At 58.6% G+C, this 15,288-nt stretch carries 14 protein-coding genes and 3 pseudogenes; 12 read left to right on the forward strand and 5 right to left on the reverse strand.

Translation table 11 applies throughout. The features are described from left to right. Window positions 1–286: 286 nt before the first annotated feature. The 7 genes from AC3EMP_RS09250 to AC3EMP_RS09280 all read left to right on the forward strand — a co-directional run bounded on the left by AC3EMP_RS09250 (window position 287) and on the right by AC3EMP_RS09280 (window position 7,963). A complete protein-coding gene (locus tag AC3EMP_RS09250) occupies window positions 287–433 on the forward strand; it encodes a hypothetical protein (protein ID WP_352713752.1) in 147 nt (48 codons plus the stop codon). A gap of 197 nt (window positions 434–630) precedes the next feature. Beyond that, window positions 631–1,404, forward strand: coding sequence for an SDR family oxidoreductase (locus AC3EMP_RS09255; protein WP_352713754.1), 774 nt, complete (start codon window positions 631–633; stop codon window positions 1,402–1,404). A gap of 413 nt (window positions 1,405–1,817) precedes the next feature. Next, window positions 1,818–2,624, forward strand: coding sequence for an SDR family NAD(P)-dependent oxidoreductase (locus AC3EMP_RS09260; RefSeq protein WP_352713756.1), 807 nt, complete (start codon window positions 1,818–1,820; stop codon window positions 2,622–2,624). 46 nt (window positions 2,625–2,670) lie between these two features. Continuing rightward, window positions 2,671–3,693: a beta/alpha barrel domain-containing protein gene (locus AC3EMP_RS09265; protein ID WP_352713759.1), complete on the forward strand. Its 1,023-nt coding sequence runs from the start codon at window positions 2,671–2,673 to the stop codon at window positions 3,691–3,693. A gap of 301 nt (window positions 3,694–3,994) precedes the next feature. Beyond that, window positions 3,995–4,936, forward strand: coding sequence for a PLP-dependent aminotransferase family protein (locus tag AC3EMP_RS09270; protein WP_352713761.1), 942 nt, complete (start codon window positions 3,995–3,997; stop codon window positions 4,934–4,936). A 27-nt stretch (window positions 4,937–4,963) separates the two neighbouring features. Further along, on the forward strand, window positions 4,964–6,523 hold the full coding sequence (locus AC3EMP_RS09275; RefSeq protein WP_352713764.1) for an HAD-IA family hydrolase: 1,560 nt from the start codon (window positions 4,964–4,966) through the stop codon (window positions 6,521–6,523). A gap of 340 nt (window positions 6,524–6,863) precedes the next feature. Next, a protein-coding gene (locus tag AC3EMP_RS09280) for an IS3 family transposase (RefSeq protein ID WP_352713766.1) occupies window positions 6,864–7,963 on the forward strand; the annotation gives its coding sequence in 2 pieces (ribosomal slippage) (window positions 6,864–7,116 and window positions 7,116–7,963; 1,101 coding nt in all). On the opposite strand, the gene AC3EMP_RS09285 is transcribed toward AC3EMP_RS09280, so the two are convergent. Continuing rightward, window positions 7,895–8,152 (reverse strand): hypothetical protein, encoded by a 258-nt coding sequence (locus AC3EMP_RS09285; protein ID WP_488362099.1) that lies wholly within the window; start codon window positions 8,150–8,152, stop codon window positions 7,895–7,897. The genes AC3EMP_RS09280 and AC3EMP_RS09285 overlap by 69 nt on opposite strands. Before the next feature lie 44 nt (window positions 8,153–8,196). On the opposite strand from AC3EMP_RS09285, the gene AC3EMP_RS09290 reads away from it, so the two are divergent. Together AC3EMP_RS09290 and AC3EMP_RS09295 are read left to right on the forward strand one after the other, a co-directional pair. Next, window positions 8,197–8,382, forward strand: a complete 186-nt coding sequence (locus tag AC3EMP_RS09290) for an Lrp/AsnC family transcriptional regulator (protein ID WP_352713772.1) — start codon at window positions 8,197–8,199, stop codon at window positions 8,380–8,382. A gap of 46 nt (window positions 8,383–8,428) precedes the next feature. After that, the gene (locus AC3EMP_RS09295) at window positions 8,429–8,626 is read left to right on the forward strand and encodes an Lrp/AsnC ligand binding domain-containing protein (RefSeq protein WP_352713769.1); all 198 of its coding nucleotides are present in this window, start codon (window positions 8,429–8,431) and stop codon (window positions 8,624–8,626) included. An 88-nt stretch (window positions 8,627–8,714) separates the two neighbouring features. On the opposite strand, the pseudogene AC3EMP_RS09300 reads toward AC3EMP_RS09295, so the two are convergent. Continuing rightward, window positions 8,715–9,011 (reverse strand): annotated as a pseudogene (locus AC3EMP_RS09300) (aminotransferase class I/II-fold pyridoxal phosphate-dependent enzyme); the annotation flags it as partial. A gap of 17 nt (window positions 9,012–9,028) precedes the next feature. Here AC3EMP_RS09300 and AC3EMP_RS09305 point away from each other — a divergent pair. The 3 genes and pseudogenes from AC3EMP_RS09305 to AC3EMP_RS09315 all read left to right on the forward strand — a co-directional run bounded on the left by AC3EMP_RS09305 (window position 9,029) and on the right by AC3EMP_RS09315 (window position 12,112). Continuing rightward, a pseudogene (locus AC3EMP_RS09305) lies at window positions 9,029–10,057 on the forward strand (IS110 family RNA-guided transposase). Between the two features lie 284 nt (window positions 10,058–10,341). After that, a pseudogene (locus AC3EMP_RS09310) lies at window positions 10,342–10,598 on the forward strand (IS110 family transposase); the annotation flags it as partial. 317 nt (window positions 10,599–10,915) lie between these two features. After that, a complete protein-coding gene (locus tag AC3EMP_RS09315) occupies window positions 10,916–12,112 on the forward strand; it encodes an IS256 family transposase (protein ID WP_488362098.1) in 1,197 nt (398 codons plus the stop codon). A gap of 232 nt (window positions 12,113–12,344) precedes the next feature. On the opposite strand, the gene AC3EMP_RS09320 is transcribed toward AC3EMP_RS09315, so the two are convergent. From AC3EMP_RS09320 to AC3EMP_RS09330, 3 genes are read right to left on the reverse strand one after another with little or no spacing between them, the layout of a single operon-like run. Further along, window positions 12,345–13,382, reverse strand: coding sequence for an ABC transporter ATP-binding protein (locus AC3EMP_RS09320; protein ID WP_352713707.1), 1,038 nt, complete (start codon window positions 13,380–13,382; stop codon window positions 12,345–12,347). Continuing rightward, on the reverse strand, window positions 13,379–14,398 hold the full coding sequence (locus tag AC3EMP_RS09325; protein WP_352713710.1) for an ABC transporter ATP-binding protein: 1,020 nt from the start codon (window positions 14,396–14,398) through the stop codon (window positions 13,379–13,381). The genes AC3EMP_RS09320 and AC3EMP_RS09325 overlap by 4 nt, the downstream gene beginning before the upstream one ends. Beyond that, window positions 14,395–15,288, reverse strand: coding sequence for an ABC transporter permease (locus AC3EMP_RS09330; RefSeq protein WP_352713713.1), 894 nt, complete (start codon window positions 15,286–15,288; stop codon window positions 14,395–14,397). Before AC3EMP_RS09330 ends, AC3EMP_RS09325 begins: the two co-directional genes overlap by 4 nt.

Genomic DNA, 15,288 nt, shown 5'->3' on the forward strand with positions numbered 1-15,288 from the left:
TGTTGAAAAAGTCGCCTGCCATCGCGTATTGCAATTACTCAGAAACGGGATCCCAGGGGATTCGAGCACATCTATTTCCCGCCTGAACCAATTGTCGAAATGCCATTCCCCGCCGGGCACACCGCTTCCCAGACCGGATGGATGCGAATCCAATACTTCGGTCGGAGCGTCGACGACGGCATTGATCTCTACCCGCGGCCCGTCTGTTCCGGTTGGCCTCGAAGGGGACGGACTTTCCTGCGAAGGCCCTCCACAAAAAACATGTGCGGCCAGGAATGGAGAGGCCATGCTGCTTGTACGCGACGCAGAAGATCGCCCTTGGCGCATATGGCTCGACAGTTTCGTGATGCTGGCGCAGCGAGGCTTGGCAGCGGTCGAGGGGGCATCCCGCCACCCGATGCGTGGTGAGGACATTGATATTGCACGCGAATAATTTCACCTGTGGCAAAAGTTTAACCTATCGGAAGGACAGTGGAGTTACGTCGGATTCCGAACATTTGCGTCATCATTATGCACGGCCATAACAAACCGAAATTTATCAGCAGGGGCTATCCTACTGTTTTGAGAGGGTTGTTTTCGTTTGGCACGGTACATGCTTGACTGTCTGCAACGGCGGTAAGAAGCGTGGTGATGGCTAAAATGGATTTAGGGCTGGACGGCAAGGTGGCAATGGTCGCGGCCGCCTCAAGCGGCTTAGGTTTGGCCACCGCTGAGGAGTTAGCCAACGAAGGCTGCCGCCTGTCCATCTGCGGGCGGGATCCAGGGCGGCTAGAAAGAGCAGTGGATCGGTTGCGCAGCACAGGCGCCGAAGTGCTGGCGCGCGCGACCGATGTAACTGACTGCGCGGATGCAGCAGCTTGGGTCGCCGAAACAGCAGAGCATTTTCGGTGTATCGACATCTTGGTGACGAATTGCGGTGGCGTTTCTGCCGGGCCGCCCTCGGCCATGACGCCTAAGGATTTCGACGATGCGTTTAAACGAGTGCTTCTACCTTCGATAAATCTAGTTATAGCGGCCTTGCCGTATCTGCGGCGCTCGCGGGCGGGGCGAATATTAATGCTCGCTTCCGAGGCCATTGTACGGACCCCAATACATTTCGCGCTGTCGGGTGTCGCACGAGCAGGGCTAGTGCCGTACTGCCACACGCTCGTACAAGAATTGTCGGGTGAGAACATCACTGTAAACGTGCTCGCTCCTGGAGCACATAGCACCGCGATTCACGAGGCCAATCGCCTCGGTGACCACGCCGAAGCGATCCGTGCGCTCGAGAATAGGACCCCGGCCGGACGCCTTGGGGATCCTTCGGAATTCGCAGCAGTTGCTGCATTCTTGGCCAGCGCCCGCGCGGCCTATGTCAGCGGCGCTCTGATCGTCATCGATGGTGGGCTGAGTGCAACCGTCTGAGCAATTCGTCGCACTAGGAGCCATCGCATGAACGAAGTCAACGCAAACAGAACCGTCATCGTTCTTGGCGCTTCAATCGCACATACGGGTATTCGCGATGGTCCTGAGCAGGACCTCACTTTTCCCTTTAGTCTTCTAACGCTCGCAAATAAATCCGCAAACCGGCCGTCCATCAGCAAGGCTAGGCCTAAAAACGCTACGTGTATATTCGCGACCGCCAATGTGTTTCTAGGGTTCGCGGCAACCTTTGGGAAAGTCAAGGGCGGATCTCTTCAACGGAGCATTAAGTTCTTCCAAGGGACTAATTTTCTATCGCGGGCATCGCCACTCTTGCGATTTGCCTCACGCTCATCTTGCCTACTGAACGATAACCTAGACTACATGTAAATAAAAGCTGGAGCAGGTAATCCATTATGTCCGATATAAATCGTAATTCTGCAATTGGCGCAGAAGGATACCGGGAGCTCTTCGGAATTGATGGCAAGGTAGTCTGCATCTCAGGATCGAGCCGCGGTCTAGGGAAGTCGCTCGCCACCTGCTTTGGACGATTGGGCGCGAAGATGGTCCTTTCTTCGCACAATATTGAAGAGCTGACGGAAGCAGAGGCCAAACTTGCGGGCCAAGGAATCAACGTGACGGCTATCCGCGCTGATGTGCGGTCGCACGACGATTGCAAGGCACTGATCAGTGGCACGGTCGACCGGTTTGGGCAGATCGATGTGATGGTCTGCAACGCAGGTATGGACATCATTAAGCCAGCGCATTCATATGAAGAGCCGGAATGGGACGAAATTGTCGATACCAATCTGCGCGGCTACTACTATTGCGCCAAGTTTGCCGCCCAAGCAATGCTGGATCAAGGCGGCGGCAGTATCATCATGACTTCTTCGGTCGCCAGTTCGCTCGGCATACCGGGCCTAGCTGTCTATGCTGCGAGCAAGGGTGGCGTCAATCAACTGACGCGCACCATGGCGGTAGAATGGGCCGATAAGGGTATTCGGGTAAACGCCGTCGCCCCTGGGTTCATCAACAACTTCATGGATGGAGTGCACCCTAATCTCGATACCCCTTATCAGTGCCGCGCAATGGAACTCACTCCGATGCGACGCCGCGGCGATCTGTCCGAGTATTTCGGGGCTTACATCTTTCTCGCGAGCCCGGCTGCATCATTCGTAACAGGCGAGATTCTCTATGTCGATGGGGGCTACGCCGCGAGCTGATGCAGGGTGGTTCCATGTTGTGGCGGTATTTGGAGGTGGCTAGGCAATGTTAAGCGCAATACCAGATGAAATGAACTTCCTAGACTGCACGTTGCGCGACGGCGGCTACTACACAGGTTGGGATTTCGCGCCGGAACTGGTGTCGGACTATGTCGCTACTATCAACACTCTCCCAGTGAGCATGATCGAGCTGGGGCTCGCCGGAAAGCCTGAGAGCCACGGATATTTCGCCAGTCTGACGAGCTCTAAGGCCGAACAGCTGGCTGCCGGTCTCTTGGTCAAGGCATGCGTGATGATCGATGCCAAGGATGTGCTTGCGAGCGAACTGCCTATACCCCTTGCCGTCGCCTGCCTGACAGAAGGGCTAGTGCCAGGAATTATCACGACCGTCCGAGTGGCGGTGCATTACAGCAACTTGGCTGCCTGCCGGAACATTTTCGCTGAGTTGTCTCACAGGAGCTTCCGCGTGTTTGTGAATCTCATGCAGATCGATGCGGCAAATGCTGCAGAAGTTGAGATGTGCCTGAAGGAGGTAAAGCAGATCGATACAATTGATGTGCTATATATTGCCGATTCCTTTGGCTCTATGAAGCCGACCCGCGTTCAGGAATTGATCAGCCGGTTTGCGGACCGAATTGAGCCTGACATTGGATTCCACGGGCATGACAACCGCGGATATGCGCTGGTCAATTCAGTGGCCGCCGCGATGGCCGGAGCGACCTGGATTGACTGCACTATGGGGGGCATGGGCCGGGGCGCAGGAAATACGGCCAGTGAGCAGCTCCTACCGCTTCTCACTCGCCTCGAAACATCCAAGGAACGGGCACTCCTTGAGCACGTCTTGCGTCACTTCGACCCGCTTCGCAAACGGTATGGCTGGGGCAGCAGCGCAGCATATCAATTCGCGGGCTCAAACTTCATCCATCCGTCCTATGTTCAAAAGCTTTGTGAAAGCGGCGCTTTGTCTGAGGCCGCGATCATCAGCCGCCTCTCGGAACTTCGCGCCGATGAACGGATGAGTTTTGCCGATGAAAAGCTGTCGGCGCTGATGGCTCAGGACATCGCCTGATCGCAGATATCTCTGTTGAGCTGCCCCTTTTCCCAACTTGGAGGAAGCCATGACTCTGCCAAATGCGGTAGTGAAACCATCAGTCCTCCCGTCCGATCCACGGTTTTCATCAGGCCCTTGCCGTAAACATCCCGGTTGGAGCGTGCACCCAACTATGCTGCGCTACGTTGGGCGGAGTCACCGGAGTCCCGAGGGAGCAGAAAGGCTAGGAGAAGTAATCAGGCGCATGGCCTCATTGCTAGAGCTGCCTGATAGCTGGCTTTGCGGAATCGTGCCCGGTTCAGGCACTGGGGCCTGCAGCATGGCCTTACAAAATCTGCTTGGCCCGTTTCCAGTCGAGACATTCTTGTCAGACAACTTCTCTCAGTATTGGGCAAATGAGATCGATACGTTGGCGCTTGCCCCCCAAAACCGGCACGTTTGTGCTCACGGAGATTTTCCGAACACGAGCACGATCGACCCCAATCACGACATTGTTCTAGTGCTAAACGGCACCAACAGCGGCGTTTGTCCACCGGACCTTGACTGGATTTCTCCTGACCGTGCCGGGCTTGTGATCGCAGATGCCGTCTCGGCAGCTTTCACGAGGCACATCGATTCCGATCGGATCGATGTTCTGTGCTGGTCATGGCAGAAGGCGCTTGGCGGCGAAGGCGGCCACGGCATGATCGCGCTCTCGCCTCGAGCCCTGGCACGGCTGATGGCCCACGATCGCAAGCCCGTAGCCAGACTCATGAGGCTGCACAACCCCGACGGATCTGTAAACAAAGCTTTCTTTGGCGGCCGGACGATCTCGACTCCCAGCATGTTCGCAGTCGCGGATATCCACTCTGCGCTCGACTGGGCTGAAGCGTGCGGTGGACTACCCGCGCTTCTGAACAGGGTTGCCAGCAACTACGCTGTGATGGCCGATTGGGTGAACTCTACTCCTTGGATCGATTGGACTTGCACCAATCCGGCAGCACGCTCCACCTGTTCAATTACCCTTCGGCTTGTACGAGAGCAACTCGCTGCCGGCGAGGCAGAGGACGACGGCAAAATCGCTGCGGGGATGATCCGTCTACTCGAAGCCGAAGGCGCGGCTTTTGACATCTGGAGCTACGGTGACGCGCCCCCGGGATTCCGGATATGGGCGGGGCCTACGGTCGAGACAGAAGACTTGGCGATCTTATGCGAGTGGCTGGCCTGGGCTTATAGCAAGACGTGCGAGCAGCATACCACCCGAAGCGATATTCGTGCGTGACAGAGATCTTTTTCAGGGGGGGATATCATGACCAATAATACTCAACAAAGCCGGCCGATCTACTCCAAAAATACTGTAAGTCTGTACTTTCGTGGCCAGCTGCCGGAGCAGATTTTGGCCCGGGCGCGCAAATGGGCCCCAGGGGTCGTCAAGATGCAACGCAGCTTTGTCCCCAGTGGACATGGCCTTTTCGCGATGGGGTCCATCCGAAAGGGCGAAATCATTGGACGGTTCGGTGGCCGCCTCGTTCCAGCCGATTCGATCGAGGCCTATGTGGCCAAGGTGGGCAAGTTCGGCCATCTGGTTCATCCGTGCTGGTACGTTTGCCCCGAAAACGCCGATGAGATCTCACGAATCGGAGCGATCAATCATAGCTGTGAACCGAATGTCGGCCTCTCCGATGCACTCACGCTTGTGGCGATGCAACATATCGTTGCGAGCAAGGAGAGGCCCGTCGAGCTCCTGATCGATTACGCAATGACGGGATCTCCGGCGGGCGGCTTTTCTGGCTGTAAGTGTGGCGCTCCACACGGCCGCGGCAAGATTACACGCGACGACTGGCGCATCAGAGCGTTGCAAGGGGCTTATCACGGCTACTTTCCGCCGTCTAAGGCGCGTGCGGTTCAGCAAGGGACGGAGTCGGCCCGTGCTCTGACCGCGGTCCTTGAAAGCCTGCCAACGCTCAAGCGTCCTCCTGAGACACTGGTAGATAGCTATGACGCGATACTTTTCGACGCGATGGGCGTCCTGATCAGCGAAAATGAAGCCCTCCCCGGGGCGGCTGATATCTTGGCCCGACTTAATATGTCCGGTCAGCCATACTACATCGTGACGAACATCAGCAGTGGATCGGATGAAACGATATTCGCACGTCTCCGCGGCGCGGGACTTCCGATTCTGGCCGTCGACCGTATCGTGTCCGCGGGAGGTGTTGCGCGACGTCGCGTACTCGAAGAGCTGGCGGCCGGGCGGCTAGTTTCGTATTTGGGCAGTGCTCATGCTGCGCATGACATCTTCGGCAAGCATCCAAATCTTCATTGCGCTGACACGGGCGAGACATTCGACACACTCGTAGTGCTCGATGACGAAGGCTTCGATTTTAAACGGGCTGCCGATCACATCCTGTCGACCTTTCAACGCAGACTGATCGAGACAGGCGAAATGCCGCGTATGATAGCGGCAAACGCGGACATCATTTATCCCAGCAAGAACGGCTCACTCGTCTTTGGACCAAGCATAATAGGGCCAATGCTTCAGGCAGGACTAGCGCCCTTCGGAGCTCCTCCAATCTCAGTAGAGTTTATGGGCAAGCCAGGAAGAGCGATTTTCGAAGAGTGCATCGCTCGGGCCGGTACCAACCGTCTTTTGATGGTCGGCGATCAGGTTGATACTGATATCAATGGCGCAAAGGCTGCCGGGCTCGACGCCCTTCTCGTAACCACTGGCCTCAACAACTGCGGCGAGTTGCGTCAAGACGAAAACGGCGCTCCCGATTATGTCGCAAAGAACCTCGATCAGATCTTCGACGGCAGTTTGTTTGCGTGCCCGCAGGCGCTCGACAAACCGCGCCGAACGCGTCGACCGTGAACAATGATCGGATTTAGGCGGCATACGTGAGTCGCGGGCGAAGTGCCGCCAAAAGCCCTTGTGCCCGGTCATTGTGGCTCCGCCAGCAGAACCGATCGAATGGCGACTGCGGTTGCATCGACATCGTCATCGCTGACGAGATAGTGGAGGACGGCGCGAACGACGCCATCGCGGAGCGTTCCCATCCGCACTCCCCGATGCGACAGCGCCGCCAGGAAGTCTGCGGCCGACAAATCGTCCCGTTCGAGGCGAAAGAACACCATGTTCGTGTCGATTGACCTGAGACCCTGAACCTCCTCCAGTTTTTGGTAGAGTCTGTCCCACTCAAGGAGACGGACGAATGAAGCGTTCACGGTTCACGGAAGAACAAGTCATCGCGATTTTGAAGGAGCAGGAGGCGGGTATGAAGACCGCCGATGTCTGCCGCAAGCATGGGATCTCGGAAGCGACCTTCTACAAATACAAGGCCAAGTTCGGTGGCATGGACGTTTCCGATGCGCGCAAGCTGAAGGCTTTGGAAGAGGAGAACGCCAAGCTGAAGAAGCTGCTGGCCGAGCAGATGCTGGACAATGCCATCCTGAAGGATGTCGCCGCAAAAAAATGGTGACGCCCGATGCCAAGCCATGCGCTGTGGCCCACGCCTGCGATCGGCATGGGGTGAGCCAGCGTCGGGCGTGCAAGGCTCTTTTCGTCGACCGCTCAAGCGTTCGCTACACAAGCATCCGGTCGGACGATGCCGCCGTTCGAGCCCCGATGAAGACGGTGGCTGCCGAGCGCCGCCGCTTTGGCTACCGGCGCATCCACATCATGCTTGAACGGCAAGGGATCGTGATGAACCAGAAGAAGCTGCGGCGGCTTTACCGGGAGGAGAAGCTCCAGGTCCGCAAGCGTGGCGGCCGCAAACGGGCCTTGGGAACAAGACGGCCGATGATCGCGCCGGGTCGGACGAATGAGCGCTGGAGCCTGGACTTCGTAAGCGATGCCTTCACGGACGGACGCCGGTTCCGGGTTCTGGCCGTCGTCGACGACTTCACGCGCGAGTGCCTGGCGCTGGTCGCGGATACATCGCTGTCGGGCGCCCGCGTCGCTCGGGAGCTGGATGCCATCCTCGCCCGCCGCGGCAGGCCTCGCACGATCGTCTCGGACAATGGCACCGAGCTAACGTCGATGGCGATCCTCAAATGGTGCCAGGAAGGCGGCGTCGAATGGCACTACATCGCGCCCGGCAAGCCGATGCAAAACGGATTCGTGGAGAGTTTCAACGGCCGATTTCGCGACGAATGCTTGAACGAAACGTTGTTCTCCACTCTCACGCAAGCACGGGCAGCAATCGATCTATGGAAGGAGGACTACAACCAGAACAGACCACACTCAGCCCTGGGCAACATCACGCCCATCGAATTCGCCATCAAAATGGCTCTGGAAAAACAGGCCGCATGAGGCCAGAAATGAAACTCCGGACTCTCCATTGAACTGGAGGGAACAAGGGTCCCAGGTCACGATGACTGGGGGCTCGACGCGAATGCCGGGAATGGCGCGGATCCTCTCCGCGAGCAGCTGCGCGCGTCGGTGGTCTTCGATCAGCCGGTCCACCATGGTTTGAAGCGCCACAATACCTGCACTGGCCATGAAGCCGGCTTGGCGAAGGCGGCCCCCGAGAAGCTTCCGATAGAATTTTTACAGCCCTACAAACAAATAACCGGCTCTCCTTTGCCGAACTCTCGGAACTAGTCGGTTCCTCAGCGGCTTCATGCATGCGTCGGGTGAACAAGCTGCGTTCGGATGGCGTGATCGTTGCGGACATCTCGCTGGTTGATCCAAAGGCCCTTGGCAATCGCTCACCGTTGTCCTTACGGTAGAGCTAGACCGTGAGCGTCTTGACCCCGTCGACGATTTAAGCGCGCGATGCGCGCGGCCAAGGAGGTTACCCAGTGCTACATGGTTACCGGCGACGCCGATTTTGTGCTGATCGTGGCCGTCGAGGACGTCGAGGCTTTTGACGTCTTCGTCAAGACAAAGCTCTATACCAACCCCAATGTCCGAAAATTCCAGAGCATGATTGCGCTCGATCGTGTCAAGTTCGAGCCTCGGATCACGGTGTAGCTTTCGGGTGGTCGCGCTGAAGCCGTCAGTCCGGGCCGCGTTTTGAAGCGCGTATTGTACGTCCAGCTTCGGATTGAACTTTCTCGACGTTAGCAAAGCGGAAGCGCTTGGCCTTGCAGAGCCATACACCGTCTATTATGGAGGCGTGGTTCAGCGCATCGGAAATGATGGCGTCTTCCTCGCCGAGCAGCGTCTCGAACAGACCGGCATTGGCGTCAAAACAGGATAAATAGAGGACCGTATCTTCCATTTTGAGGAATGAGGAGATCCGGGCCTCAAGTTGCTTGTGCTCTTCCTGAGTGCCGCAGATGAAGCGGACCGACGCCATGCCGTATCCATAGCGGTCGAGCGCAGCCTTAGCCGCTTCGCTGTCAGGCAACCCGAGCAAAGGAGCCATCCGCCATGCAGATTACCACCTTGGGCCTTGATCTGGCCAAGCGCATTTTTCAAGTTCACGCCGTCGACGCGTCTGGAGACGTTGTTGTTCGCAAGGCACTGCGCCGATCCCAAGTTCTGCCGTTCTTCACCAAGTTGACCTGATCGGCATGGAGGCCTGCGGGACGTCGCATCATTCGGCTCGAGAGTTGACCGAGCTCGGCCGAGGTCCGCCTGATGCCACCGTCCTACGTGAAGCCCTATGTGAAGCGGGGCAAGAATGATGCGGTGGACGCGGAAGCGATCTGCGAAGCGGTGACACGCCCGACCATGCGCTTCGTGGCGAAGAAGCCGGCCGAGCAACAGGCGGCCCTGTCGCTTCACCCCACCCGCAATCTTCTGGTCAAGCAGCGCACGCAACTGGTGAACATGATCCGCGGCTTGTTGGCTGAGTTCGGCATCGACATTCCCCAAGTTTGGAGCGGGCGCTCAGGTTGGCGCGCCAGATCGCCGCGAAGGAAGCGACGCCGGAAGTGCCGGCAATGGCAAACGCAGGTTCTCGGTCTCCTGTGCGGGCAGGTGCTCGACACCCATGTTCGTCTCCAGGCGATCGACCGTTCAATCCTTGCCCTGCACCGAAGCGACGACATCGCACGACGCTTGTCGACGATCCCAGGTATCGGTCCGGCAGGGGCTACAGCATTGGCTGCATCGGTTGCCCGATCCGGGCAGTTCCGCTCTGGTCGAGAGTTCGCCGCCTGGCTCGGGCTGACAGCTTCCCAGAACTCGAGCGGCGGCAAGGATCGGCTCGGCCGCATCACCAAGATGGGCGACCGGTATCTGAGAAAGCTCCTGGTCGTCGGCGCGACATCGTTGATCCGTCGGGCGAGATATAAGCCGGAGACAGCGGATCCTCGGCTTGTCGCGTTGCTCGCCAGCAAACCCGTGCGCTTGGCGAGTGTGGCCATGGCGAACAAGATGGCCCGTGTGGTCTGGGCGATCATGGTACGCGGCGAGACCTATCAAGCTCGCCATGCCGCGAACCTTGCGGCGTAAGGTTGCGAAGAAGATGAAATTTTAAGGACAGAGAACAGTTCGAGCAGATCGATCGGCTCCATGAGGTTGTGAGAGCGACGCGATGTGATGGCGAGACCGGTCAGGCCGGGAACAGGGACAACCCGTCCAATGTCCGAGGCATCCAAGCAGATTGGGACCCAGTTCGCCGACCCCATCCGGGCCAGCAGTCTCGAACGGCTGCAACAGGCCGGACAGAAGACTGCACCCGACCAACGCGCCGTAACGTCGAATTACCTCTTGCATCGCGGGAGCCATCCACATAGGACATTCAGGGCAAGGTCAGCCGATGCGGCGACGAACTCGCCCGCACGGCCCTCTATGAGGCGGCGCATTCGCTGCTTGTGCTCAGCAAGAAATGGTCAAGCCTCAGGGCATGGGCATGAATGTCGCCAAACGGCGCGGTATGGCGATCGCCCCGATCGCGGTTGCCCGCAAGCTCGCCGTCATTCTGCATCGAATGTGGAGCGATGCGACCGCGTTCCGCTTTGGCAAGGAAGCCGGCGGCCCCGCGTCGGCATGAAATAGGACAACAGTAAACGAAGAGGAACATACACACAGTGATTACCCGAGAGGGTGATCCGGATCGTCCCGTGGGGACGATGGGCAAGGCGATCTCGTTGGCAGGCTAGATCCTGGATAGATTCTCCCAAGGTCGCTCAACAGATTGAGAGGCTCGCTCTCCTGACCCCATGATGCGGCGGCCCGGCGCCGACCGCGAAGAGAAGAAGCGAGTGACCCAGGTAGTGTGCTGAGAGTTCTGCAAATTCGCTGAGAGGGGGCGGTCATGGCAGGCTGGTGATTGTTCACGTCACCTGATTCCCGCGAAGGAACGCCACCATGACCAAGACTGAAGTTAAGACCGCCAGCGCTGCCGTCAAAGACATTTTGCTTTCGAACCCGGATGGATTGCACGAAGTGCTCCGTGCGGTGATGCAGGAGGTGCTTGAGGCCGAGATGGACGAGGCGCTGGGTGCCTCGAAGAGCGAGCGCACGCCCGAACGGCTTGGCTATCGCTCGGGCTATTACGGCCGCACCCTTGTGACGCGGGTCGGCAAGCTCGAGCTGCGGGTTCCGCAGGACCGGGCCGGGCGCTTCTCCACCGAGCTGTTCGAGCGCTACCAGCGTTCCGAGCGGGCCTTGGTGGCGACACTGGCGGAGATGTATGTGCAGGGCGTGTCGACCCGCAAGGTGAAGGCGATCACGGAAGAACTGTGCGGCCATGCCTTCTCGGCCTCGCCGATCTCGGCCATCAACAAGCGGCTGGACGAGAGCCTCGCTGCCTTTGCCAGGCGCCCCCTTCAAGAGCCGTTTCCTTACCTCATCCTCGATGCGCGCTACGAGAAGGTGCGTGAAGCCGGTGTTGTCATGAGCCAGGCGGTGCTGACCGCGGTCGGTATCGACTGGGACGGAAGGCGCCAGATCCTGGCCGTGGAGATGGCCAATCGCGAGAGCCGCTCGGCCTGGAGGGACTTCCTCGTCGGCCTCAAGGCGCGCGGCCTCAAGGGCGTCGAGTTGGTTGTGTCCGACGATCACGCCGGCCTGGTGGCAGCGATCGGCGAGGTGATCCCCGAAGCCGCCTGGCAACGCTGCTACGTGCACTTCCTCAGGAACGCGCTCGATCATCTGCCGAGGAAGCACGGCGACGACTGCCTGCAGGAATTGCGCTGGCTCTACGACCGGCGCGATCTCGCAGAGGCCAGGGCTGATCTTGCCGCATGGCTTGCCAAATGGTCGGCCCGCTATCCGCGCCTGACAGGCTGGGCCGAGGATGCCATCGAACAAACCCTGACCTTCTTCAGGCTGCCGAGACAGCACCACAAGCATCTCAAATCCACCAACATGCTGGAGCGGCTCAACGAGGAAATCCGCCGGCGCACCTATGTCGTGCGCATCTTCCCCAATACCGAAAGCTGCCTGCGCCTGGTCAGGGCCTTGGCCGTCGAGACCAATGAAAACTGGATGGAGGCCAACCGATACATCAATATGGACGACCTGCGCGAGCACAAGAAGCTCGCTCTGCGCCAAGCCGCATGACCAGCATCATGGCCGCCCCATTTTGCAGAACTTGACGCACACAACCGTGACCCACGGGGCGACATCGTCCGGAAGAGACAGGAAAAGCTTGACCTCACCGACCCCAATCAGAGAAGCCTGATAGAGGTAAATCCTGCTGCTCAGGCAGCGAAAACTTGCTCTGTCCGCACCACTGCGAGTGGCAGGAACGCAAGGTTCCTGCCTACACATCGCAAGAACCTCTTAGCCATAATCATTTGGTTCCGACTGAGAGAGAGTTTGACCGCTGCAAACTGGAGATGATTTCACGCTTGAGCGGGAAATGGCAGTTGAAGCTGTGATGCCCGTCATCTGGGCTTGCTGTAGGTTCGGGGAAGACGCGGCTACAGATATCCTGTGCATAACGACAACGGGTGTGGAACTCACAGCCGGAGGGTCGCCTCATCAGGCTAGGCACCTCACCCTTGAGCTCGATCCTATTGAGCACCGCATCCGGGTCAGGCTCGGGATTGGCCGCAAGCAGTGCCTCGGTGTAGGGATGGCGCGGGTGCTCAAAGATACCCTCGCTCGAGCCGACCTCAACAAAGCGGCCGAGATACATGATCGCCATGCGATCGGTCATGTGGCGCACCACGTTAAGATTATGCGTGATAATCAGGATCGCCATGCCGAGTTGGTCCTGAAGCCGCGCGAGAAGATTGAGCACCTCGCCCTGCACCGAGACGTCGAGGCCTGCAGTCGGTTCATCGGCAATAATCAACTCCGGATTCAGCGCAAGAGCACGTGCGATGCCAACGCGCCTGGCCTGACCACCGGAAAGCTGATGCGGATAGCGGCAAGCAAAATCACCCGGCAAGCCGACCATGCGCAGCAGGCGCTCCTCTTCGCCACCGGCATAGCGATCCTCTAGTCCATGGATACGAAAAGGCTCTGACAGGAGCGATCGAACCGTCAGTCTCGGCGAGAGTGAGCCGACCGGATCCTGGAACATCATCGCCATGCGCCGCAAATAGGGCTTGCGTTCGGCCCCGCTGAGATGCTCAATTTCCTGTCCGTCGAAGCTGATGCTGCCGCTGACAGCCCGCTGCAAGCCGATGAGCGTACGCGCGATGGTGGATTTGCCCGAGCCGCTTTCACCGACAAGGGCGAGTGTCTCGCCTTTGCGGATTTCAAAGGACACACCGCATACTGCGTCGATGAAAGGGGCTTTCGTCCCGGTTGCGAGCGCCTTCAGCGGCCCCATGGTGCGGAAACGGACGCGCAGGTCCTGAACCCGAAGCAGCGCGCTCATGCCAAAACCAACCGCTCTTTGTCGAGGAGATGGCATCGGGCGACTTGGTCCACGCCGATGCGGTACTCGACCGGGTTCTCTTGCGCACAGCGATCGAACGCTTGCCGGCAGCGAGAGCGAAAGATGCATCCTACCTTGCTGCCGAGAAGGCTGGGTACGTCGCCGGGTATGGTCGGCAAACTGCGTGTCTTCCTTCTGATCCGCCCCGGGTCACACTCAAGCAGCGCGCGCGTGTAGGGGTGAGCAGGATTGTGGAAGATGTCCCGCACGGTCCCCTGCTCTACCACTTCGCCCGCGTACATGACCGCAACTCGGTCGCACAACTCAGCCACCGCGCCAAGGTGGTGGGAGACGAAGAGAATCGAGCAACCGATCTCCTTTTGCAGATCCTTGAGCAAATGAATGATCTGCACTTCCAGCGTTGCATCAAGCGCGGTGGTGGGTTCGTCGGCGACGAGCAGCGCTGGTTTCACAAGCAGCGCCATGGCAATGCAAACGCGCTGACGCATGCCGCCAGAGAAGTGATGCGGATAGGCGCCGATACGGCTTTGGGGATCGGGAATTCCGACCCGGTGAAGCATCTCGAGGGCACGAGCGCGCTTCTCGCTCCAGCTTCCCTGTTCGTGGTGCTGGATATCGATCATCTGGCTCTCGATAGTCCGCACCGGATTGAGTGCGGTCATCGGATCCTGAAGGATCATGGAGAGACGATCGCCGAGCAGGTTCCGACGCGCTGGACCGGGCATTTTGAGCAGGTCTTTACCTTCGAACAGGATGCTGCCGGCTGTGACATCCGCGTTTTCGGGGAGCAGGCCCATCACCGTATATGCGAGCGTCGACTTCCCGGATCCGCTTTCGCCGACTATGCCGATCACCTGTGCGGCCGGGACGTCGAGCGAAACGTTCCGCAGCGCATGGACGCGCCCACGCGGTGTGCCGAAATCAAGATTTAGGTCACGCATCTCAAGAAGCGGCCGCCGGGCGGACGTATGCTGTGTCAGATCCTCGCGTCTCATAAGTCTTTCCGCAATTTTGGATCGAATATGTCGCGCAGCGCCTCACCCAAAAATGTGAAGCCGAGCGTTGCGAGAACGATGGGAATGCCGCCGGCGATGACGAGCCAGGGAGTCTGATTGATGTAGCTATAGCCATCATTGAGGATCGCTCCCCAATCAGGCGTCGGTGGTCGCACGCCCATGCCGAGAAAGCTCAGGCCTGCCTCAACCGCAATCACAGCAGGCACGTCCATGCTCACCAGAATAAGAAGCGGGCCTAGGACATTAGGCAATACGTGCACCGCGAGAATGCGCGTCGTGCCTGCGCCCATACTACGCTCTGCGGCTATGTACTCACTGCTGCGCAGCGCTTCTGTCTGGGTGCGCACGACACGCGCGTAAATGGGCATGGACGTTACTGCGATGACTAGAATGACACTCGCCAGGCTTGGTCCCAGAAGTGCGATCATGGCCAGTGCAAAAATGATACTTGGAAAAGAACGGATGGTATCGAAGAAAAGCAGGAGCAGATTGTCGAGCCAGCGTGGACCGAAGCCCGCGATCAAACCAAGGACCAGGCCGACGGCCAGTGAACTGCCGAGAGAGGCGAAAGCAACGAGGAGCGGGATGCGGCCACCCATGATGGTGCGAGAAAACGTATCGCGGCCCAGTTGGTCCGTACCCAGCAGAAAATCCAGAGAAGGTGCGGCAAGACGCGGCCCGACCATGATCCGGATCGGATCGTGCGTGATAATCAGCGGAGCGAAGATCGCGCTCGCGAACACTAGCACGACGAGCACGGCTCCAAGCACGCCTAGACGGTTCTTTCGTAATTGCCGCAGGAAGGTGCGAAAGACGCCGGTATCGATGGCATCGTTGGCTACTCGAGGGATGGCTTCAACCCTTGCCAT

The organism is Mesorhizobium sp. P160219 (assembly GCF_057786095.1).